24 protein-coding genes are annotated in these 19,526 nt (G+C 64.7%); 12 read left to right on the top strand and 12 right to left on the bottom strand.

Annotated elements, in window-relative coordinates:
• Positions 1 to 25: 25 nt before the first annotated feature.
• On the bottom strand, positions 26 to 1,954 hold the full coding sequence (gene dxs, locus HUN39_RS13675) for a 1-deoxy-D-xylulose-5-phosphate synthase (protein ID WP_175095046.1): 1,929 nt from the start codon (positions 1,952 to 1,954) through the stop codon (positions 26 to 28).
• 143 nt (positions 1,955 to 2,097) lie between these two features.
• Positions 2,098 to 2,574, bottom strand: coding sequence for a L,D-transpeptidase (locus tag HUN39_RS13670; protein WP_332310762.1), 477 nt, complete (start codon positions 2,572 to 2,574; stop codon positions 2,098 to 2,100).
• Between the two features lie 419 nt (positions 2,575 to 2,993).
• Here HUN39_RS13670 and lptM point away from each other — a divergent pair, with 419 nt between their 5' ends.
• The gene (gene lptM / locus HUN39_RS13665) at positions 2,994 to 3,272 is read left to right on the top strand and encodes an LPS translocon maturation chaperone LptM (protein ID WP_232366089.1); all 279 of its coding nucleotides are present in this window, start codon (positions 2,994 to 2,996) and stop codon (positions 3,270 to 3,272) included.
• Positions 3,273 to 3,276: 4 nt separating this feature from the next.
• Positions 3,277 to 4,545 (top strand): diaminopimelate decarboxylase, encoded by a 1,269-nt coding sequence (lysA, locus tag HUN39_RS13660; protein ID WP_175095045.1) that lies wholly within the window; start codon positions 3,277 to 3,279, stop codon positions 4,543 to 4,545.
• Between the two features lie 125 nt (positions 4,546 to 4,670).
• Here lysA and HUN39_RS13655 read toward each other — a convergent pair whose 3' ends face one another.
• Positions 4,671 to 5,099, bottom strand: a complete 429-nt coding sequence (locus HUN39_RS13655) for a cupin domain-containing protein (protein WP_175095044.1) — start codon at positions 5,097 to 5,099, stop codon at positions 4,671 to 4,673.
• A 268-nt stretch (positions 5,100 to 5,367) separates the two neighbouring features.
• Here HUN39_RS13655 and HUN39_RS13650 point away from each other — a divergent pair, with 268 nt between their 5' ends.
• Positions 5,368 to 5,643, top strand: a complete 276-nt coding sequence (locus tag HUN39_RS13650; RefSeq protein WP_123174597.1) for a DUF3303 domain-containing protein — start codon at positions 5,368 to 5,370, stop codon at positions 5,641 to 5,643.
• Between the two features lie 77 nt (positions 5,644 to 5,720).
• Here HUN39_RS13650 and HUN39_RS13645 read toward each other — a convergent pair whose 3' ends face one another.
• Positions 5,721 to 6,731, bottom strand: coding sequence for an NAD-dependent epimerase/dehydratase family protein (locus HUN39_RS13645; RefSeq protein WP_175095043.1), 1,011 nt, complete (start codon positions 6,729 to 6,731; stop codon positions 5,721 to 5,723).
• A 129-nt stretch (positions 6,732 to 6,860) separates the two neighbouring features.
• Here HUN39_RS13645 and HUN39_RS13640 point away from each other — a divergent pair, with 129 nt between their 5' ends.
• The 4 genes from HUN39_RS13640 (at position 6,861) to HUN39_RS13625 (ending at position 8,935) form a co-directional block, all read left to right on the top strand.
• Positions 6,861 to 7,478, top strand: coding sequence for a cytochrome b/b6 domain-containing protein (locus tag HUN39_RS13640; protein WP_175095042.1), 618 nt, complete (start codon positions 6,861 to 6,863; stop codon positions 7,476 to 7,478).
• On the top strand, positions 7,475 to 8,215 hold the full coding sequence (locus HUN39_RS13635) for a molybdopterin-dependent oxidoreductase (RefSeq protein ID WP_175095041.1): 741 nt from the start codon (positions 7,475 to 7,477) through the stop codon (positions 8,213 to 8,215). Before HUN39_RS13640 ends, HUN39_RS13635 begins: the two co-directional genes overlap by 4 nt.
• A 103-nt stretch (positions 8,216 to 8,318) precedes the next feature.
• Positions 8,319 to 8,528, top strand: coding sequence for a hypothetical protein (locus HUN39_RS13630; RefSeq protein ID WP_175095040.1), 210 nt, complete (start codon positions 8,319 to 8,321; stop codon positions 8,526 to 8,528).
• Positions 8,529 to 8,719: 191 nt separating this feature from the next.
• Positions 8,720 to 8,935, top strand: coding sequence for a hypothetical protein (locus tag HUN39_RS13625; RefSeq protein WP_175095039.1), 216 nt, complete (start codon positions 8,720 to 8,722; stop codon positions 8,933 to 8,935).
• Between the two features lie 21 nt (positions 8,936 to 8,956).
• On the opposite strand, the gene truA is transcribed toward HUN39_RS13625, so the two are convergent.
• The 3 genes from truA to def are packed head-to-tail and all read right to left on the bottom strand — an operon-like array spanning position 8,957 to position 11,207.
• The gene (truA, locus tag HUN39_RS13620; RefSeq protein WP_175095073.1) at positions 8,957 to 9,697 is read right to left on the bottom strand and encodes a tRNA pseudouridine(38-40) synthase TruA; all 741 of its coding nucleotides are present in this window, start codon (positions 9,695 to 9,697) and stop codon (positions 8,957 to 8,959) included.
• Between the two features lies 1 nt (position 9,698).
• Positions 9,699 to 10,625 carry a methionyl-tRNA formyltransferase gene (fmt, locus tag HUN39_RS13615; protein WP_175095072.1) on the bottom strand — a complete coding sequence of 309 codons (927 nt, stop codon included), beginning with the start codon at positions 10,623 to 10,625 and terminating at the stop codon, positions 9,699 to 9,701.
• A 15-nt stretch (positions 10,626 to 10,640) separates the two neighbouring features.
• Positions 10,641 to 11,207 carry a peptide deformylase gene (gene def / locus HUN39_RS13610; RefSeq protein ID WP_175095038.1) on the bottom strand — a complete coding sequence of 189 codons (567 nt, stop codon included), beginning with the start codon at positions 11,205 to 11,207 and terminating at the stop codon, positions 10,641 to 10,643.
• Between the two features lie 171 nt (positions 11,208 to 11,378).
• On the opposite strand from def, the gene HUN39_RS13605 reads away from it, so the two are divergent.
• Positions 11,379 to 11,939, top strand: a complete 561-nt coding sequence (locus HUN39_RS13605; protein WP_175095037.1) for a LemA family protein — start codon at positions 11,379 to 11,381, stop codon at positions 11,937 to 11,939.
• A 76-nt stretch (positions 11,940 to 12,015) separates the two neighbouring features.
• Positions 12,016 to 13,134, top strand: coding sequence for a M48 family metallopeptidase (locus HUN39_RS13600; RefSeq protein WP_175095036.1), 1,119 nt, complete (start codon positions 12,016 to 12,018; stop codon positions 13,132 to 13,134).
• A gap of 1 nt (position 13,135) precedes the next feature.
• Here HUN39_RS13600 and HUN39_RS13595 read toward each other — a convergent pair whose 3' ends face one another.
• The 4 genes from HUN39_RS13595 to argH all read right to left on the bottom strand — a co-directional run bounded on the left by HUN39_RS13595 (position 13,136) and on the right by argH (position 17,059).
• A complete protein-coding gene (locus HUN39_RS13595) occupies positions 13,136 to 14,035 on the bottom strand; it encodes an alpha/beta hydrolase (RefSeq protein WP_175095035.1) in 900 nt (299 codons plus the stop codon).
• Positions 14,032 to 14,928, bottom strand: a complete 897-nt coding sequence (locus HUN39_RS13590) for a tetratricopeptide repeat protein (RefSeq protein WP_232366088.1) — start codon at positions 14,926 to 14,928, stop codon at positions 14,032 to 14,034. The genes HUN39_RS13595 and HUN39_RS13590 overlap by 4 nt, the downstream gene beginning before the upstream one ends.
• A 137-nt stretch (positions 14,929 to 15,065) precedes the next feature.
• Positions 15,066 to 15,677: a thiamine phosphate synthase gene (locus HUN39_RS13585; protein WP_175095034.1), complete on the bottom strand. Its 612-nt coding sequence runs from the start codon at positions 15,675 to 15,677 to the stop codon at positions 15,066 to 15,068.
• Entirely contained in the window at positions 15,674 to 17,059 is a 1,386-nt protein-coding gene (gene argH, locus HUN39_RS13580) for an argininosuccinate lyase (RefSeq protein WP_175095033.1), read from the bottom strand. Before argH ends, HUN39_RS13585 begins: the two co-directional genes overlap by 4 nt.
• A 99-nt stretch (positions 17,060 to 17,158) precedes the next feature.
• Between argH and tlpA the strand changes: the two genes are divergently transcribed.
• Both tlpA and HUN39_RS13570 read left to right on the top strand, forming a co-directional pair.
• A complete protein-coding gene (gene tlpA / locus HUN39_RS13575) occupies positions 17,159 to 17,815 on the top strand; it encodes a thiol:disulfide interchange protein TlpA (RefSeq protein ID WP_332310761.1) in 657 nt (218 codons plus the stop codon).
• A gap of 93 nt (positions 17,816 to 17,908) precedes the next feature.
• The gene (locus tag HUN39_RS13570) at positions 17,909 to 18,343 is read left to right on the top strand and encodes a GlcG/HbpS family heme-binding protein (RefSeq protein ID WP_175095031.1); all 435 of its coding nucleotides are present in this window, start codon (positions 17,909 to 17,911) and stop codon (positions 18,341 to 18,343) included.
• 10 nt (positions 18,344 to 18,353) lie between these two features.
• Here HUN39_RS13570 and HUN39_RS13565 read toward each other — a convergent pair whose 3' ends face one another.
• Positions 18,354 to 18,869 carry a hypothetical protein gene (locus HUN39_RS13565; protein WP_175095030.1) on the bottom strand — a complete coding sequence of 172 codons (516 nt, stop codon included), beginning with the start codon at positions 18,867 to 18,869 and terminating at the stop codon, positions 18,354 to 18,356.
• Between the two features lie 170 nt (positions 18,870 to 19,039).
• Here HUN39_RS13565 and HUN39_RS13560 point away from each other — a divergent pair, with 170 nt between their 5' ends.
• Complete coding sequence (locus HUN39_RS13560; protein WP_175095029.1) at positions 19,040 to 19,525, top strand: peroxiredoxin; 486 nt, start codon at positions 19,040 to 19,042, stop codon at positions 19,523 to 19,525.
• Position 19,526: the final 1 nt, after the last annotated feature.

Raw genomic sequence — 19,526 nt, 5'->3', positions numbered from 1 at the left:
TCCACGCAAGCGCGGTGCGCGCGCCTTAGGCGATCATCACCCGCGCCGCGGCCTTTTCGTCGCCCAGGAGCTCCAGCGCCTTGCCGACGATCGCCTTGCTGTCGAGCATCGCCTTGGCGATCATCAGCTCATGCTTGTCATGATCGATGTAGGCGTCCGGCAGGGTCATGCTGCGGAATTTGAACGCGCCGCGCACGCCGTCCAGCATCCCATCTTCGGAGAGCGCCTGAAAGACCTGGGAGCCAAAACCGCCGATGGATCCTTCTTCGACGACGATAAGCGCCTCGTGATTGGCGGCGAGCCGGCGCAGCAGGTCACGGTCGATGGGCTTGGCGAAGCGGGCGTCGGCGACGGTGGTCGACACGCCGTAACTTTCGAGCTCGGCCGCCGCCTTCAGCGAGTCGGCGAGCCGCGTGCCGAGCGAGAGGATCGCGACCTTCGAACCCTCGCGCAGGATACGGCCCTTGCCGATCTCGAGAATTTCGCCGCGTTCCGGCAGGTCGACGCCGAGCCCCTCGCCGCGCGGATAGCGGAAGGCGCTCGGGCCGTCGTCATAGGCGGCCGACGTCGCCACCATATGCATCAACTCGCCCTCGTCGGAGGGCGCCATGATGACGAAACCCGGCAGGCAGCCGAGATAGGCCAGATCGAAAGCGCCGGCGTGCGTCGGACCGTCGGCGCCGACGAGGCCGGCGCGATCGATGGCGAAGCGCACCGGCAGGTTCTGGATCGCCACGTCGTGAACGACCTGATCGTAGCCGCGCTGCAGGAAGGTCGAATACAGCGCGCAGAAGGGCTTATAGCCCTCGCAGGCGAGGCCGGCCGCGAAAGTGACGGCGTGCTGCTCGGCGATGGCCACGTCGAAGGTGCGATGCGGGAAGGCCTTTCCGAAAATATCGAGGCCGGTGCCCGATGGCATCGCCGCCGTGATGGCGACGATCTTGTCGTCATGTTCGGCTTCGGCGACCAGGGCCTTGGCGAAAATATTCGTATAGGTCGGCGCATTGGCCTTGGGCTTGATCTGGATGCCGGTCGCGACGTCGAATTTATTGACGGCGTGGCATTTGTCGGCCGATTCCTCCGCCGGCCCAAATCCCTTGCCCTTCTGCGTGACGACGTGAACCAGGACAGGCCCGTCGTCCTTGTCGCGGACGTTCTTGAGCACGGGCAGCAAATGGTCGAGATTGTGGCCGTCGATCGGCCCGACATAATAGAAGCCGAGTTCCTCGAACATCGTGCCGCCGGTGATGAAGCTGCGCGAGAACTCCTCGGCCTTGCGGGCTTTGTCGTAGATGAAGCGCGGCAAATGGCTGGCGAGCTGTTTGGCGGCCTCACGGATCGAGCGGTAGGCGCCGCCCGAAACCAGGCGGGCGAGATAGGCGGACATGGCGCCCGTGGGCGGGGCGATCGACATGTCATTGTCGTTCAGAATGACGATCAGGCGAGAGTGCAGCGCCCCGGCGTTGTTCAGCGCCTCATAGGCCATGCCGGCCGACATCGAGCTGTCGCCGATCACCGCCACGACGTGATTGTCGCCGTCGCCGAGATCCCGCGCCACGGCCATGCCGAGTCCCGCTGAGATCGACGTCGAGGAATGGCCGGCGCCGAAGGCGTCATATTCGCTCTCGGCGCGCTTGGTGAAGCCGGACAGCCCCCCGCCCATGCGCAGCGTGCGGATGCGGTCGCGCCTGCCGGTGAGGATCTTGTGGGGATAGGTCTGGTGGCCGACGTCCCAGATCACCTTGTCCCGCGGCGTGTCGAAAACATAGTGCAGGGCGACCGTCAGCTCGACGACGCCAAGGCCCGCGCCAAGATGGCCGCCGGTCACGGACACGGCGTCGATCGTCTCGCGCCGCAAATCCTCCGCGACCTGCTTGAGCTCGTGGGGACGTAGCTTGCGCAGATCTTCGGGGGAGGCGATGCGATCGAGAAGGGGTGTTTTGGATGTCGTCAATGTCTCTACTCTGCTCGTCAACACCAAGCGCCAGAAATCCGAGCATTACCCGTTAATAAGAAGCCCGGCAAACGCGCCGCAGCATCCATGTCGATTCAGTCCCTGAGTGTTGCCCAGATGCAACGCTGCGGGATCGGGCAGCTCTAGTAAGGGGAGAAGCTCTCCAGGCCGAAGCCGAAGGACGGCTCTTCGTAAATCGGGCGCGGTCGCCGCGTCATGCGGGGGCGCTCCGCCTCCTGGCGCTCCGCCTCCTGGCGACCGGCCGCGCGGCGGGCGCCGCCGGTGATTTCGATCGTCGCCCCGTGCTTTTCCACCCAATCGAAGAGTTGCCGCGCGTTCGGAACCGCGAGCCGCACGCAGCCGTGGGAGAGCGGACGGCCTAAACCGCGCTCATAGCTCCCGTGAATGGCCAGGCCGCGGGGCGAAAAGAAGATGGCGTAGGGCATCGGCGCCTGATCATATTCGTCGGAATGATGATCGGCCTCCATGCGCATGACGCTGTAATTTCCCGTGGGCGTTTCGTAACCCCGCCGGCCGCTGGAGATTTTCCAGCTGACGGTCTCGCCCTGCGGCGTGACCGCCTCCAGCCTTTGCGCCGCAAGGTCGATGCGGACGCGCACCGCGGCGCCGGCAGGGGCCGCTGTGAATAAAACAGCCGCGGCAAGAGCTGCGAATAAACGCGGAACGCTGACCATGCTTGACCTAAACACGCAGACGCCAAATCGTAAAGGCGCGCCGATGGATGGCCCGGCTTTTGGCGCTTTTGGGTTAATTTGGCTCCTTCGAGCGCCGCGTCCAGCGCAGCTGAGCAGCGGTCACGTCGACGGCAATCATTAACTCCGCGCCCGTTCCGTTTTGGAACAGCAGAGCTCGGGCGCGCGCGCGGCGCGCCTCATCGGGGTCATAGTGACGCGCGGCTACCGGACTCTCCCTCGCCCGCAAAGAAGCCGATCTTCGTCACGCCCGCGCCCTCGCCTTTTTTTGCTTCATCGCTATAGTGCGCCGGCTCTCCCTAGGACGAATCGCCGTGACGCCTCCAATGCCGCTCCTCACCCGCCGCCCCTTGGCGGTTCTTGCGCTGACGCTCGTCGCCGCGAGCCTCGGGGCTTGCGGCCGGCGCGGGCCTGTGGAGCTGCCGCCCGAAACTCAGGCGCGCGGGGCGATTCTGCGGGCGGAGGCGGAAGCGAGAGCGGCGCGCGGGGCGCCCCGGCCGGCGGCCGGCGATCCTGAAACCTCTCTCCCGCCGCCGCCTATTCCGGGCACCATCGGCAATCGACCGCCGGAGCAATATCCCTTCCCGCTCGACCCGCTGCTGTAAGCCGATGCATCTTTTCGACTATCGAAACGGCGCGCTCCACGCCGAGGAGGTCGCCGTGGCGACGCTCGCCGATGAGGTGGGCACGCCCTTCTATTGCTATTCCGCGGCGACGATCCGACGCCACTATCAGGTGTTTTCACAGGCCTTCGCCGGTCTCGACGCGCTGGTCTGCTACGCCGTGAAGGCCAACTCCAATCAGGCCGTGCTGCGTCTCCTCGCACGCGAGGGCGCAGGAATGGACGTGGTCTCCGGCGGAGAGCTGGCGCGGGCGCTCGCCGCCGGCGTCGCGCCTGAAAAAATCACCTTTTCCGGCGTCGGCAAGACGCGTGACGAGATCGTAGCGGCGCTTGACGCCGGAATCTTCTGTTTCAACGTCGAGTCCGAGCCCGAACTCGAAGCCCTGTCGCAAGCGGCGGTCGCTCTCGGGCGTGCGGCGCGCGTGTCGCTCCGCGTCAATCCGGACGTCGACGCCCGCACCCATAAGAAGATCTCCACCGGCCTCGCCGAAAACAAATTCGGCGTGCCGCTGTCGCGGGCGCGGGAGGTCTACGCCTTCGCCGCCAAGCTCAAGGGAATCGAACTCGCCGGCGCCGACATGCATATCGGCTCCCAGCTCACCGACCTCGCGCCCTTCGACGAGGCCTTTTCGCTGCTCGCCGAGCTCGTGCGCGACCTGCGCGCCGACGGGCACGATATCTCGCATGTCGATCTCGGCGGCGGATTGGGAATTCCCTATCACGACGGCGACGATCCGCAGTCCTACCATCCCGAGAAATACGCCGAGATCGTGCGCCGGCATTTCGGCGAGCTCGGCTGCAGACTGGTGCTGGAGCCGGGACGGCTCATCGTCGGCAACGCCGGCATACTCGTCACGCGCGTCATCTACGTGAAGCATGGCGACGCCAAGACCTTCGTGATCGTCGACGCCGGCATGAACGATCTCATTCGTCCGACGCTCTATGACGCCTGGCACGACATCATCCCGGTGCGCCAGAGCGCGGATCGGCCAAAGATCGTCGCCGACGTCGTCGGACCTGTCTGCGAGACGGGCGACTATCTTGCGCATGGACGCGAGATTGCGGAGCCGCGCGCCGGCGAATTGCTCTGCGTGCTGACGGCCGGAGCCTATGGCGCCGTGCAGTCAGGCGCCTACAACACAAGGCCTCTTATCCCGGAAGTCCTTGTTGACGGCGACCGCTTCGCGGTGATCCGTCCCCGCCCAAGCGTCGCCGCGCTCATTGCGCAGGATCATGTGCCGGCGTGGCTCTCGTAGCGCGCTGAACCGCCTGGAGCAGGTTCCGAAAAAGTTGACAGACTTTTTCGATGAGGACCTGCTCCAACATTTCGATTTTGAGCGATTCCTTATCGATCACATGATCCATGTGATCGGGAAGCGCTCTAGTGTTTGCGATCGTAAAAATTTACGAAATCACTCGTCGAGAGCGTCGCGACAATATTCGAATCGTCATCGAGAATCTCATAGAGCGGGCCTTCACGATCGTAGATGGTGAACAACACGACGACGTCCTGATCGCCGCCGCCTTCTCGATGAGGGTCGTCCGCAGGAGGGCTAACGGTGTAACTGCCCGCCGGCCGGACGTCTTTGAGTTCGCCATTCGCGTGATAGAGCCGATGTTCTCCCTGAATGACGAATGTCTTGTTGAGCGCGCAGTGTCGGTGAAGCACGATCCGCTGATTGGCCGAAAATTTGAACAGCACATGGAGGACGTTTCGATCATCGATATCGAGGACCGAAAAAAGCAGATGTTCGATTCCATCGAGGCGCTTCCATGGAATATTGCCGTCATTGAAGGTAAACTGCGACATGATGCGCGCTCTCTCTCATCAGTGAAGACGCGCCAATATGCCAGGCGCCGCAGCGGCCCGAGAAGGACGCTGGCCTGAAGGGGCTTGGGCAATCTTCCTGACGTCATCCCCCGGACACTGCGGCGGCGCACGAATGCTCCGCGCGCGACAATGACCAAGCCCTTGTATGGAATTTCGAATTGGGGCAGCCTTGAGCGCGGCCCGCCAGAAGTCTTGAGAAAACGCGCTCAGTCGTCTTTCGCTTTCCAATCCGCAGGGAGAAATGCTGATGTTGTTTGCGATCTATTATGAGATGACGCCCGAACGTCGCGACGAGGTTCTCAAGCGCTTTCAGAAATTCGGCGACGCCGCGCCAAAGGGTATGAAAGTCGTCGGAAACTGGCTTTCCGTCACGCTGCTCGAGGGCTGGAGCATCGTCGAAGCCAACGACATCGCCGATCTCGGCAAGCTCTTCCAATCCTGGACAGACCTCAACGTCAATCACATTACGCCGGTCTTCGACGAAGACGCCGCGCACAGATTTCTCTCAGCCAACAAGAAGTAGACATGCTGCGGAGCGCGCCCGCTCGCCGACGGCTACGACAGGAAGGCCGCGACGCAGGGCGTCGAGCGGCTGGCCGGTTAATACGACAATTCTCCATGAGCGCGGCGATACTCGCGATACCATTCGACGAGCGCTGCGACTCCCTCATCGAGCGACGTATGCGGGCGATAGCCGGTCAGGCGCTTCAACAGGTCCGCGCTGGCGAAGGTGCGCGGCACGTCGCCGGGCTGCATGTCGAGATAGTTGCGTTTGGCCTTTTTCCCGAGAGCCCTTTCGATCGTCTCGATAAAGTCGAGAAGCTTCACCGGCTCGCCGCGACCGATATTGACGATACGAAACGGCGCCACGGGCGACACGCTGTCGTCGCTTGAATCCCGCTCGGGAACGCAATCGATCAGCCGCACGACGCCTTCGACGAGGTCTGCGACATAGGTGAAGTCACGCGACATGTCGCCGTGATTATAGATGTCGATGACCCGGTCGTTCTCGATGGCGTCGACGAATTTCAACGGGGCCATGTCCGGGCGTCCCCACGGCCCGTAGACGGTGAAGAAGCGAAACATCGTCGTCGGGATCGACCACAGATGCGCATAGGAATGCGCCATGGCTTCGCCGGCTTTCTTCGTCGCGGCGTAAAGAGTCAAAGGGAAATCGGTTCGATCGCTCTCGTGAAATGGCACGGTAGGGCTCGCGCCATAGACCGAGCTCGTCGAGGCGACCAGAAAATGGCGCGGCTTCAGCAGTCGCGCGATCTCCATGACGTTGAAGGCGCCGACGAGATTGGCGTCGACATAGGCGCGCGGATTTTGCAGCGAGTAGCGCACGCCCGCCTGCGCCGCGAGATGGATGATGACGTCCGGCGCGGCCTCCTCCGCAGCGCGAGTCAGCGCCTCCATGTCCTCCAGCATGGCGATCGTGTCGCGAAAGCCGTTGCTGCGCAGCAGAATGGCGCGCCGCGCCTCCTTGAGACCCGGATCGTAATAAGGCGTCATGCCGTCGTAGCCGTCCACCAGATGCCCGGCCTCTAACAGGCGCTTCGCCAAGTGAAAGCCGATGAAACCTGCCGTGCCGGTCACAAAGACGCGCATGAGCCGCCATATTCCCTTTGATCAAAGCTTCGCCCTCATGGGCGAAGGCGACCGGCCTGTCAACGCGCCTGCGAGGCCTTCGTTTTCGACGCTTCGAGCCATATGTTGGCGCAAAGAGGAGAAACCGTCATGGTTGGCGGCGCCGATAAGCCTAGGACGATCCACCCGCTCTTCGTTCGGGTGACGCATTGGGTGAACGCCTTCGCGATCTTCGTCATGGTGCTGAGCGGCTGGCGCATTTACAACGCCTCGCCGCTCTTTGGCTTCGAATTTCCTAAGGATTTCACTTTGGGTGGTTGGCTCGCGGGCGCGCTCGCCTGGCATTTCGCGGCGATGTGGCTCCTGGCGCTCAACGGATTGGCTTATCTCGCTTACGGCCTGGTTTCGGGCCACTTCCGAAGAAGCTTCATGCCGATCTCGCTCCGCGGCGCGTTCGACGACTTATTGGTCGCGATGCGAGGCCACCTCAATCATGCGCCCGGCCGCTACAACGCCGCTCAGCGCGTATTTTACGTTGGGATCATTCTTGCCGTGATCGTCGCCATTCTGTCGGGCCTCGCCATTTGGAAGCCCGTGCAGCTTCAGGGGCTGACGGCGCTGATGGGCGGCTATGAGGCGGCGCGAGTAGTGCATTTCTTCGCGATGGCGACGATCGTTGCTTTCCTTGTCGTTCACATCGGACTCGCCGTGAGCGTCAAAGGCATTCTGGCGCCGATGTTCACCGGACGGGCGGAGGCGCAGCGATGAAGCCGCCTCGCAGCGAACGTCTTTCCGCCTTTCGGCCGCAGATCGCGCGGCTCGAACGCCGTCTCTTTCTCAAGCAAGGCCTGTCGCTTGGCGCGCTGTCGCTCCTTTCGGGCTGCACATTGAAGGACGACGACGCCGTCGATCGGCTGCTTTTGACAATGTCGCGCTTTAACGACCGCGTCCAGGCGGCGCTTTTCGATCCCGCGAAGCTCGCGCCGACCTATTCTGAGGCGGACGTCACGACGCCTTTCCCCTTCAACGCCTATTACGAAGAACAGGATATTCCGGTCATCGACGGCGAGAACTATCGACTGCAGGTCTCGGGCCTCATCGCGGACAAACGGCCCTGGAGCCTCGGCGACTTGCGCGCGCTGCCGCAATCCAGCCAGATCACCCGCCTCGTCTGCGTCGAGGGCTGGAGCGCGATCGGCAAATGGCGCGGCGTCGCCTTTCGGCATTTTCTCGAACGGATCGGCGCCGATCTGACGGCGCGTTACGTCGGTTTCAGATGCGCCGACAAATATTACTCGAGCATCGACATGCCGAGCGCGCTGCATCCGCAAACGCTGCTGGCGCTTGACTTCACCGAGGCCAAATACGGCTACCCGCTGCGCCTGCGCCTTCCGACGAAACTCGGCTTCAAGAATCCGAAATTCATCGGCGAGATCTTCGTGACGAACGACTATCCGGGCGGCTACTGGGAGGACAAGGGCTACAATTGGTTCAGCGGCTCTTGACCTGCGCCGAGGGCTGCATACCTAAGCCGACGCTTTCTCGCCACTTTTTTGACGCTCTATAGTCGCGGCGGCAGCTGAGTCGGCGCCCTGACAGCGAGGATATATGACCAATCGTCGACCCTGCGTTAACGGCATTCTCGCGGCGGTCCTGTCCGCCAGCGTTATCCCGCTTCACGGCGCGCTCGCGCAGGAGAAAACTCCGACCGCACAGCGGCCGGCCGTGAGACTTCCCGCCTCTTTGCCGGTCAAGAACGAGGTCTCCGTGGGAGAGGCGGTCAAACCGGAGGAAACGGAAGCAGCCGACGGCGAATGACGCCGCAATTTTTTTTATGACTTCATTAACCAATTCGTCAAACTGACGCTAACTGCGCGAATTCCGTCATGAAATCACCGCAGCGTAGGCGTGGCGGCGACCCAACTTCATCATCGTTGACCGGCCTGATGTCTGCGGGGCGGGCCGGTTGATTCGGCGGGGGGCTCTCACTTCGAGGGGACCATCCAGTGATGAATCAGCGACCCTGCGTGAACGGCATATTGGCTGCCGTGCTATCGGCGAGCTTCCTTCCCATTCACGACGCGCTTGCGAAGGAAGACAGATCCGCCAACGCGCCCGGCGCCACGAAACATGCAGCAAAGAAGCCGGCGAAGCCGCCAGCGCCGAAGCAGGACGCGAACAAACCGACGCCGGGTGACGAGCAAGGCGCGGGCGATAAGCCGTAGCGGGCGTCCTCGCGCAAATCGCTAATAATCGACAGCAACAAGGTAAAGACCGTGCGGCGGCGCGACCTGTCCGCAGCGCGCACGGTCTTTCGCCAAGAGCGCCAGCGCCAGATCCTCGACGCGCCACTTGCCGCTGCCGACATGCTCCAACGAGCCCGCCATGGAGCGCACCTGATTGTGCAGGAAGGAGCGCGCCGATGCGACGATCTCGATGCGCTCGCCATCGCGGCGCACGTCGAGACGCTCCAGCGTGCGCATCGGCGAATTCGCCTGGCATTCCGAGGCGCGAAAGGTCGTGAAGTCATGACGGCCGACGAGCGACCGCGCGGCTTCATGCATGGCTTGCGCGTCGAGCGGCCGCTTGACGTGCCAGGCGCGGCCGAGGTTCAGCGCCAAGGGCGCGCGGCGATTGTCGATGACATAGAGATAATGACGGCGGATGGCGGAAAAGCGCGCTTCGAAATCCTCGCCGACCGCGCGCGCCGCGAGCACCGCGATCGGGTCCGGCTTCAGATGCGCATTGATCGCGTCGCGCAGCCGATCGACGCGCCAATCGCGCGCAAGATCGACATGCGCCATCTGCCCCAGCGCATGCACGCCGGCGTCGGTGCGGCCCGCGCCATGAACGACGGCGCGCGCGCCGCCATTGATCGCAGCCACGGCCTCTTCAAGGCGCTGCTGGATGGAAACGCCATTCGCCTGCCGCTGCCAACCGATGAAAGGGCCGCCGTCATATTCGACCGTCAGCGCGAAGCGGGGCACGTCAGGCGAGCGAAACGCCACGCGTCAGCCTGCGGCCGCGCGCGAATTCTTCAAATTCCATTTCGCCCCTGCCCGCGCGTTGCACGCGCAGCAGCCGCAGCGCGCCCGCGCCACAAGCGATGAGCCCGGCGTCATCGAGCGCGGCGCCTGGCGCGCCCGCTCCCTCCTCGACCCGCGCGCGCAAAACCTTCACGCGCTCGAGGCCACGGCCGAGATCGGCTTCGAAAAAAGCGCCCGGAAAGGGGGAGAGGCCGCGCACGAGATCATGGAGGTCTTGCGCCGATCGGCGCCAATCGAGCCGCGCTTCAGCCTTCTCGATCTTTTGCGCATAGCAGGCGCCGTTTTCGGCCTGCGGCGTAAAGCGCAGTTCGCCTTTCGCCAGCAGATCGAGGGCCTGCGCCATCAGCGGCGCGCCGAGCTCGGCGAGACGGTCGTGCAACTCGCCCGCCGTCATCTCGGCGCCGATCGGCGTTTTCGCCGTCAAGGCGACGGGACCGGTGTCGAGACCGGCCTCCATCTTCATCACCATGACACCGCTCTCGGCGTCGCCCGCCATGATCGCGCGCTGAATCGGCGCGGCGCCGCGCCAACGCGGCAGCAGCGACCCATGCAGGTTGAGGCAGCCGTATCGCGGCGCGTCGAGGATCGGCTGAGGCAGCAGCAGCCCATAGGCGGCGACGACGGCGACGTCGGCGCCAAGCGCGGCGAAGTCCACCTGCGCGTCGGCGTTCTTCAGGCTTTTCGGCGAACGAACGGTAAGGCCGAGGCTCTCCGCCAAGAGGTGGACGGCGGACTTCTTCTCCGCCATGCCGCGCCCGGCGGGACGCGGCGGCTGCGTATAGACGGCCGCGATCTCGTGGCCGCGAGAAATGATTTCCTTGAGCAGGCGGGCTGCGAAGTCCGGCGTGCCCATGAAGACGACGCGCATTCTGTCGCGCAATCGTCAGGCTCCGGCTTGTTCCGACTGACGCTCCGTGGCGGCGCGATGCTGGGCGGCGATCTCGTCGTGGCGCGCCGCCTTGCTGAACTTCTTGACGACGCGCTCGCGCTTTAAGCGCGAGAGATGGTCGATGAAAAGGCCGCCTTCGAGGTGATCCAGTTCGTGCTGCACCACGGTCGCGAGCAGCCCTTCGGCGTCGAATTCCTGAACCGCGCTGTCCCGGTCGAGATGACGCACACGCACCCGCGCCGGCCGCTTCACGTCTTCGAAATAGTCGGGCACGGACAGGCAGCCTTCCTGATAGACGCTTAATTCCTCCGACGCCCAGATGATTTCCGGGTTGATGAGGAAGAGCGGCGAACGCGTCTCCTCAGTCTTGCCGACATCGACGACGACGATGCGCTTGGCCACCGCGACCTGGATCGCCGCGAGGCCGACGCCGGGCGCCTCGTACATGGTCTCCAGCATGTCGTCGAGCAGACGCCGCACCTCCGCGTCGACACGGTCGACAGGTTCGGAAATCTTTCGCAGCAGCGGATCCGGAAGGGTGATGATCGGCAGAATGGCCATTGTGTTTCGCCGTGGCTCTTTGCGTTTCCATGAGATAGGCGCGACCGGCGCGTCCGTCAAATCGAAAGGGGGGAGCGGCGCGTCTTTGCCTCGGCGCCAAAGGCGGCTAACATGCAGGGGTAAAAAATAATCGCCGCCGCGCGGAGCGGCGCGGCGCCTGGAGAGCGCGCCATGTCTTTGCTGATTTTTCTGGGCCTCGTCGCCGCCGTCGCCTTCTGGCTGGTCAGCGTCTACAACGGCCTCGTGTCGTTGCGCCAGCGCGGCAAGCAGGCCTTTTCCGACGTCAATGTGCAGCTCAAGCAGCGGCACGATCTCGTGCCCAATCTGGTCGAGACGGTGAAGGGCTACGCCGCCCATGAGAAAAGCACGCTGGATGACGTGGTCAAGGCGCGCAACGCCGCGGTGACCGCGCAGGGCCCGGCGCAGATAGGGGCGGCCGAGGGCGCGCTGACCGGCGCGCTCTCGCGGCTGATCGCGCTGTCGGAAGCCTATCCGGATCTGAAGGCGAACCAGAATTTCCAGCAGCTGCAGAGCGAACTGTCGGACATCGAAAACAAGATTTCGGCGGCGCGGCGCTTCCTCAACAATACCGTCGCCGAATACAACGCCACGCGGGAGGGCTTTCCCGGTTTCCTGATTGCGCAGCGCTTCGGCTTCGAGCCGCTCGATTATTTCGAGTTGGACGAAGCGCAGCAGAAGGCGATCGAAACCCCGCCGAAGGTGGAGTTCTAGGCGCGCGGAAGCGCCGCTCCTTTTAAAGGATCGCGGCCAACTTTGGAGTAGCGCCTCACCGGCGATCAGGAACACCATGTTCAAAGCCTACGGCCTTTATTCCCACATTCGCGCCAACGAACTGCGCTCGGCCTTTCTGCTCGCCGGCTTCGTCGTTCTGCTTCTTGCGCTGATGTTCTCCTTCGCGCTGCTGATCGAGGCGATGAGCGCGCGGCCTGGTGCGCCTTTCGACTACATCCTGGCGCTGGCGGTCGATGACCTGAAACGCGGCTGGCCGATCGGCGTCGTCGCGGCGGGCGTCTGGTTCGTCATCGCCTATCTCTTCCATCAGAAGATGATCGACTTCGCCACCGGGGCCGCGAACCTGTCGCGCGCCGAATCGCCGCGCGTCTACAATCTGCTCGAAAATCTCTGCATCTCGCGGGGCGTCCCGATTCCCGCCCTGCAGATGATTGAGAGCGATGCGCTCAACGCCTACGCCTCGGGGCTTAAAGAGGGGGAGTACAAGATCGCGGTGACCCGTGGTCTGACGCGCTATCTGACCGACGCCGAGCTCGAGGCGGTCCTCGCGCATGAACTGACCCACATTCGCAACCGCGACGTTCAGCTTCTCGTGATCGCCGTGATTTTCGCCGGCATTTTCGCCTTCGTCGCCGATCTGACGATCCGCCGCTGGGATTTTCCTTTCGGCTTCTCGCCGCATCGCCCCGAAAGCGACAATGGCCGAAGAGGCAATGGCGGCGCGGCGCTCGCCATTCTCATCGCCCTGTTCATCATCGCGCTGAGCTGGGGCGCCTCCGTGCTGATCCGCTTCGCGCTGTCGCGCTCGCGCGAATTCCTCGCCGACGCCGGCAGCGTCGAACTGACGAAGAACCCCGACGCGATGATCTCGGCGCTGCGCAAGATCGAAGCGCATGCGGCGATTCCGAACATGCCCTCGCGCATGCAATATTTCTTCATCGAAACGCCGGCGCTGCATCCGGAGTTCGGCTGGCTTGCGAGCCATCCGAGCGTCGATGCGCGTGTCGCGGCGCTCGTCGAATTCGGCGGCGGCCGGGATGTGTCGGTCGCGGCTTTAGGAGAAGAACGCGAGGCGATCGTTGCGCCGCGTGAGGACGAGGCCGCCTTCCTGCCCAAGGACGGACGCCATCCGCTCTGGCCGCCGCGCGGTCCCTGGGGCAGCGCGGGGCGCTGAGCTAGAGCGCGCCTCGCGCGGACGCTTCCGCCACCCGCGCCTTCAAAAATTCGATCGCTTTCGCCCGCGAGTCTCGCGCTTCGGGGAGAAAACTCATCAGCTGCCAGGCGTGCGGCACGCAAGGCCAGATCTCGAGCCGCGCGTCGACCCCCGCCTGCCTTGCGCGCGCGACGAGCCGCGTCGAATCGTCTCTCAGCACTTCGTCCGCGCCGACGTGAACGAGCATCGGCGGCAGGCGGGAGAGATCGGCGTAGATCGGCGAAGCGAGCGGATTTCTGGCGCTTTGGCGTCCCAGCACGGTGCGAGCGCCGAGCAGAATGTCCTTGCGCGTGAACAGCGGGTCACGATTTTCATTCTCGCGCATCGAGGCGCCGGTCGCGGCGAGATCGACCCAGGGCGAGGACAGCGCCGCGGCGACGGGCGGCCGCAAGCCTTCCTCGCGTATGCGCAGCATCAGCGACACCGCAAGTCCGCCGCCGGCGGAATCTCCAACGATGACGAAGGGTCCTGGCCGCGCCTCGGTCAAGGTCCGATAGGCGCGCAAGACATCTTCGAGCGCGGCGGGAAAGATATGCTCCGGCGCAAGCCGATAGGCTGGCGCAAAGACATCGAAGCCCGCACGCGCGAACGCGCGCGAAACATAGCGAAAAAGCCGCGGCGACCCGATGAGAAAGGCGCCGCCGTGAAGATAGAACAGCGTCGCAATCGCGCTCCCTGAAGCAGGAGTCCAATCGCCAGGAATCTTTGCCGCGAAAGGCGCGCGCCGTTCGGGAGACAGCATTTCGACAAGCCGCTGGAGGCCGCGCAAAGGCGCCGTCAACGCCAGGATGCGCGGCTTAACGAAACGGCGAAGGAAGGCGACGGTCCGCCGCGTCGCCGCGCTCGCGCCGCCGGCGCTCATTTTACGGCGGTCGGCTTCGCCGGCGCGGACGCGCTCGAGAGGTAATCGAGCGAGGGATCGTTCAGGCCGGCTTCGCGCGATTTGTCACGCCACTCGCGCGCCTCGGCGAGATTGGTCTCGACTCCGAGGCCTTCTCCGAGAATATGCGCGAGACGGTTTTGCGCGACGGCGTTGCCCTTCGCCGCCGCTTTGCGAAACCATTGCACGGCTGCGCCACGGTCGCGTGACGCGCCGACGCCATTGAACTGGAGAACGGCGAATTCGACCATTGCCGGCGCGAAGTCCAGCTCGGCCGCGCGCCTGAACCACTCCGCGGCTTCGCGCTCGTCCTTGGGAACGCCTCTGCCGGTCTTGTAGAGAAGGCCAAGCGCGTAGAGCGAGTCGGCGTCGCCCTTGGCGGCGGCGCGGCGGAAATAATCAGACGCTCTGCCGAAGTCCGACGGCGCGCCCTCATTTTCGAGGGCGATCTCCCCGATCAGATGGAGGGCGGCGGGATGATCCTGCGCAGCGGCCTTTTCCAGATAGGCGCGCGCGACGGCGCGGTTCTTCGGCGCGCCGGCGCCATTGAGCGCCGCAGCGCCGTAGAGATAGGCCGCTTCTTTATCGCCGGCGTCGGCGCCCCGCTTGAACCATTCCATCGCGGTCGAGAGGTCACGCCCCACGCCCGCGCCTTCGAGGTAAAGCTGACCGATAAGGGTGAGCGCGGCCGCATCCTTCGGATTGGCGGCGATGCGCTTTTTCGCCTCCTTCATCGCGACCAGATAATCCCCGCGCTGATAGGCGCCAAAGGCGAAGTCTGGCGCGGGCGGCGCATCATTGGCGGCCCCCGCGGCAGGCGCCAAAATGGCAACGATCGCGAGCGTCGCGAGCAATCGCTCGATCTTCGCCCTCATCCTGAGGCGCGAGCGAAGCGAGCCTCGAAGGACGAGGGCGAATGGAAACAAAAAAGTGAGCGGCTTCCTCGTCCTTCGAGACGACCCCTTCGGGGCCTCCTCAGGATGAGGAAGCCTTTCGCTCGATCGCCCTCGGGTCACTGCTGCTCTCCCTTAAGCCTCGCCTGCGCCTCCGCCACCGCCGCCGCCGGACCGCGCGCGTCGCTCCAGACCGCGTCGTCGAGCCGCACGAAGTCGGCGCCCGCCTGAACGAGCGAGGCGACATCGTCGAGCGATTCCGCGCGAGCGACGCAGGGCGTGTTGAAAAGCTCCGCCCACCAGGCGACGCGCTCGATGAGCGCTTCACGGTCAAGATCCGAAAACATCACATAGTCGGCGCTTAACTCGCCCGCGCGCATGGCGTCGTCGCGCGTCTCGATATCTCCGGCGCCGACGATGTAGCGGGGCGAGAGTTTCTTGATGGCCTCGACAAGCGCTTCGCCGCTGCCGGCGACATGGACGCCATCGGCGCCGGCGCGCAGCGCGACATTGGGCGCCGCCGCGACAAGGACCGCTACGCCCTTATCCTGCGCGGCGGGCGCCAGAGCGCGCACGATCGCTTCCTGACCGCGCTCGTCGGCATCGGCGAAACGAATGAGCAGGCTCGCGACGTCGCCCGCCGCGAGCGCCTCGTTGAGCGCAGGCGCAAATGCCGCCGCGTCGGCAAGCGGCGGGGTCGCGAGATAGAGTCGCGGCGAAATGTCGTTCATTTGTCCTTCAATCTGTCGAGCCAGACTTGCGCGGCGGCGCGCACATTGTCGGGCGCCGTGCCTCCGAAGCTCCTGCGGCTTTGCACCGACTTCTCGACGCCGAGCACGTCGCAAACATCGGCGTTGATGCGCGGTTCGACGCTCCGCATCTCCTCGAGCGTCAAATCCTCAAGACCAACCCCGCGCGCTTCAGCGAGCGCGACGATGCGGCCGGTGACGTGGTGCGCTTCGCGAAACGGCAACGACAGCGCCCGCACCAGCCAGTCGGCAAGGTCGGTCGCGGTCGCATAGCCCGCGCCGGCCGCCGCCTTCATCCGCGCGCGGTCGACGCGCATGTCGCGGACCATGCCGGCGATGGCGGCGATGCAGAGCGATAAGGTGTCGAGCGCGTCGAAGGCGCCTTCCTTATCCTCCTGCATGTCCTTCGAATAGGCGAGCGGCAGGCCCTTCATGACGACGAGCAGCGCGACAAGCGCGCCGATGACGCGGCCCGATTTGCCGCGCGCGAGTTCGGCGGCGTCGGGATTGCGCTTCTGCGGCATGATCGACGAGCCGGTGGTGAATTTATCGGACAGCGCGATGAAGCCGAATTGTGGCGTCGTCCACAGCACGATCTCTTCGGCGAAGCGCGACAGATGCGTGGCGCAGATCGCCGCCGCGCTCAGCGTCTCCAGAACGAAGTCGCGATCTGAGACGCTGTCGAGCGAATTCGCCGTCGGCCGATCGAAGCCGAGCGCGCCCGCTGTCATCGCGCGGTCGATCGGAAAGCTCGTCCCGGCCAGCGCCGCTGCGCCGAGCGGACATTCGTTCAGGCGCGCGCGCGCGTCGCGAAGACGTCCGCGGTCGCGCGCGATCATTTCGACATAGGCGAGCAGATGATGGCCGAGCGTCACCGGCTGCGCCGATTGCAGATGCGTGAAGCCGGGCATGACGCTTGCCGCCTCTTCCCGCGCGCGGGTCGCCAGCGCCAGCTGCAGATCGGCGAGTTCGGCATCCAGGCCGTCGATCTGGTCGCGAATGTAGAGTCGGAAATCGGTCGCCACCTGGTCGTTGCGCGAGCGCGCCGTGTGCAGGCGCCCCGCCGTCGGCCCGATCAGCTCGGCAAGGCGCGACTCGACGTTCATGTGAATGTCTTCGAGCGCGCGCGAAAAATGGAAGCGCTCGTTTTCGATTTCCGCTTTGACTCGCTCTAATCCATCGGCGATCTTCGCCGCGTCGTCGCGCGACACGATCCCCGTTTCGCCGAGCATGGCGACATGGGCGAGCGAGCCGCGGACGTCCTGCAGGCCGAGGCGCTTGTCGAAGTCGATCGAGACGTTGATCGCCTCCAGAACCGCGTCGGTTGCGCTTTTGAAGCGTCCGCCCCATATCTTGCTCGTCATTTTTAACCTCGGAGCCCACGCCTCATGGCCAAACCGCCACCGCCCCCGCGATCTTTCCTACTTGTCGTGAAGGCGGCCTCGATAACAATCGCGGCAAGCGTGGCGTTTCTATACGTGATCGGCAGCATGGGCGGCAAGAAACCGCCTGCCGGCGCGGTTGACGAGGGCGTCGGCCCCGCCGGCGAGGCTCAGCAGAGCGCGGCCGCCCCGGCTGAGGGCGACGCCGCATGCGCCGCCTCGGCGAAAATCGCCGCCAATGTGAAGGATCTCGCCAAGGGCGAAGTCGCGGCGATGACGATCGCCACTAAGCCGGAGCCGATGCCGGACTACGCCTTCGACGGGCCCGACGGCGCGCCGGTTTCGCTCGGCTCTTTCAAAGGCAAGACGGCGCTCCTCAATATCTGGGCGACCTGGTGCGTGCCCTGCCGCGCCGAGATGCCGGCGCTCGACAGGCTCCAGGAGGCCTTCGCCGGGCAGAACTTTCAAGTCGTCGCCGTCAACGTCGATACGACCCGTCTTGAACGGGCGAAGGCGTTTCTCGCTGAGACGGGCGTCAAGTCGCTGACCTATTACGGCGACCCAAAGGCCAACCTCTTCTATGAGATGAAGCAATCGGGCAAAGCGCTGGGCCTCCCCACCACGCTGCTGATCGGCCCCGACGGCTGCCAGATCGGGCTGATGAACGGTCCCGCCGCCTGGGACAGCGCGGACGCCAAGGCGCTGATCTCCCGCGCGCTCGAGACGCCTTCGAATTAATCGCGCAGCTGGCGTCCCTCGGACCGCCACCACTCTACTTTCGTCATCGACGACCCCTAGGGGCCGCTGTTTTTTCAAAAGGGAGATCGGCGAATGCATGTTTCGATTGAACAGGCCGACAAGGCGATCGCCGCGGCGCGCCGGAAGGCCATCGAGCTCGGCACACAGATGTGCATCGCCGTCGTCGATTCCGGCGGCGTCCTAAAGGCGTTCGAGCGGATGGACGACGCCTGGGTCGGCAGCATCGACATTGCGATGAAAAAGGCGAAGACCGCCGTCTTCTTCGGCATGCCGACCGGGCAGATCGGCAAGCTGTCGCAACCGGGCGGACCGCTCTACGGCATCGAGCATTCGAATGACGGGCTCATCACCTTTCCCGGCGGACTCCCCATCGTCGACGCAGACGGCGTGATGATCGGCGCCATCGGCGTCAGCGGTTCGGCCGTCGAGAATGATCATGCGGTCGCGCAGGCGGGCGTCGAGACGCTCGGCGTTTGGGATCTTCCCGAGCATCCCTGGCGCACCTGAACCGCCCTCGTTAGTGAGGCCGGTTCTTGGGCTTTTTCCGCTTCGCGCCGGGTTCCGTCCGGGCGCGGGGCTCAGCGCCCCGCTCGGCCGGCGGCGCCGCGGCCGGCGGCGAAGGCTGCGCCGGCGGGGCGGCCTCCTCCGGTGAAGACGGAGCAGCGGATTCAGCCGGCGGCGCAACCTCGGGTTCGGGCGGCGGCGCGCTCGGCGCGCCGCTCTCTTCGACGGGCTGCGCATCGGGAGCGGGAGGCTGCGACCGCGAGGCGGCGAACCACCACGTCGCTGCGGCAAGAGTCAGAATTGCGAGCGCCACCAAGAAGGCGATCCCGCCCCCACCCCCGCCGGAGCGTCGTGGCGGCGGCGGATCGGATGCGGGCCGCGGCGGCGGCGTTTGCACGCTCTTCTTTGTGAGGACCGGCGCGCGTCGCGCTGGCGAATCGGGCGAATCAGGCAACACGGCGCGATACTGGCTCCATACCCATGCGGAGGGGGGCGTCTCGCCGCCGCCTCCATTCGAAGAATCCGACATTGGCCCGTCCTCCAGAAGCGAATCGTCTGCGCCGGCCGCTTGCGCATGTTGCCTCGCCTCGGCGAAGCTCACAAGTGCGCTGCAAGCAAGTCGCGCCGCGCACGCGACACAAAGCCAGGAAGCGCGCTATCTAGTTCTGGGCCTTACCCCAAATCAGAGCGAGATCGTGCATGACCATTAAAGCTGGAGACCGACTCCCCGACGTGAAGTTGACCGTCATGGGCAAGAATGGACCTGAGCCGGTCGCCACGAAAGACTATTTTGCGGGACGCAGGGTGGCGCTCTTCAGCGTTCCCGGCGCCTATACGCCGACTTGCCACAAGAAACATCTGCCCGGCTTCATCGCCAAGGCGGATGAAATCAAATCCAAAGGCGTGGACGCGGTGGCGGTCACGGCGGTCAATGACATTTTCGCGCTCGACGCCTGGGTGAAGGAGTCGGGAGGCGGCGACAAGATCGACGCGCTCGCCGATGGTTCGGCGACCTTCGCCAAAGCGCTCGGCGTCGAACTCGATCTAACCGACGCGGGGCTTGGCGTGCGCGGCAAGCGCTATTCGGCGCTTATCGACGACGGCGTCGTCAAATGGATCAATGTCGAAGAGAATTCGAGCGAAGCGACGGTCTCGACCGCCGAAGCCACGCTCGCCCATCTCTAGG

Origin of the sequence: Methylocystis silviterrae (assembly GCF_013350005.1) — a bacterium.
GTDB classification, from domain to species: domain Bacteria; phylum Pseudomonadota; class Alphaproteobacteria; order Rhizobiales; family Beijerinckiaceae; genus Methylocystis; species Methylocystis silviterrae.
This window is presented reverse-complemented; position numbering and strand designations above follow the sequence as displayed.

Coding starts and splice junctions, on each gene's coding strand:
- HUN39_RS13590 (WP_232366088.1), bottom strand. CDS start 14,928: ATGAGGGCGAAGATCGAGCGATTGCTCGCGACGCTCGCGATCGTTGCC.
- HUN39_RS13650 (WP_123174597.1), top strand. CDS start 5,368: ATGTTGTTTGCGATCTATTATGAGATGACGCCCGAACGTCGCGACGAG.
- HUN39_RS13645 (WP_175095043.1), bottom strand. CDS start 6,731: ATGCGCGTCTTTGTGACCGGCACGGCAGGTTTCATCGGCTTTCACTTG.
- argH (WP_175095033.1), bottom strand. CDS start 17,059: ATGACGAGCAAGATATGGGGCGGACGCTTCAAAAGCGCAACCGACGCG.
- HUN39_RS13640 (WP_175095042.1), top strand. CDS start 6,861: ATGGTTGGCGGCGCCGATAAGCCTAGGACGATCCACCCGCTCTTCGTT.
- fmt (WP_175095072.1), bottom strand. CDS start 10,625: ATGCGCGTCGTCTTCATGGGCACGCCGGACTTCGCAGCCCGCCTGCTC.
- HUN39_RS13585 (WP_175095034.1), bottom strand. CDS start 15,677: ATGAACGACATTTCGCCGCGACTCTATCTCGCGACCCCGCCGCTTGCC.
- HUN39_RS13565 (WP_175095030.1), bottom strand. CDS start 18,869: ATGTCGGATTCTTCGAATGGAGGCGGCGGCGAGACGCCCCCCTCCGCA.
- HUN39_RS13595 (WP_175095035.1), bottom strand. CDS start 14,035: ATGAGCGCCGGCGGCGCGAGCGCGGCGACGCGGCGGACCGTCGCCTTC.
- HUN39_RS13605 (WP_175095037.1), top strand. CDS start 11,379: ATGTCTTTGCTGATTTTTCTGGGCCTCGTCGCCGCCGTCGCCTTCTGG.
- HUN39_RS13630 (WP_175095040.1), top strand. CDS start 8,319: ATGACCAATCGTCGACCCTGCGTTAACGGCATTCTCGCGGCGGTCCTG.
- HUN39_RS13635 (WP_175095041.1), top strand. CDS start 7,475: ATGAAGCCGCCTCGCAGCGAACGTCTTTCCGCCTTTCGGCCGCAGATC.
- HUN39_RS13625 (WP_175095039.1), top strand. CDS start 8,720: ATGAATCAGCGACCCTGCGTGAACGGCATATTGGCTGCCGTGCTATCG.
- HUN39_RS13600 (WP_175095036.1), top strand. CDS start 12,016: ATGTTCAAAGCCTACGGCCTTTATTCCCACATTCGCGCCAACGAACTG.
- lysA (WP_175095045.1), top strand. CDS start 3,277: ATGCATCTTTTCGACTATCGAAACGGCGCGCTCCACGCCGAGGAGGTC.
- HUN39_RS13560 (WP_175095029.1), top strand. CDS start 19,040: ATGACCATTAAAGCTGGAGACCGACTCCCCGACGTGAAGTTGACCGTC.
- lptM (WP_232366089.1), top strand. CDS start 2,994: ATGCCGCTCCTCACCCGCCGCCCCTTGGCGGTTCTTGCGCTGACGCTC.
- HUN39_RS13570 (WP_175095031.1), top strand. CDS start 17,909: ATGCATGTTTCGATTGAACAGGCCGACAAGGCGATCGCCGCGGCGCGC.
- def (WP_175095038.1), bottom strand. CDS start 11,207: ATGGCCATTCTGCCGATCATCACCCTTCCGGATCCGCTGCTGCGAAAG.
- HUN39_RS13655 (WP_175095044.1), bottom strand. CDS start 5,099: ATGTCGCAGTTTACCTTCAATGACGGCAATATTCCATGGAAGCGCCTC.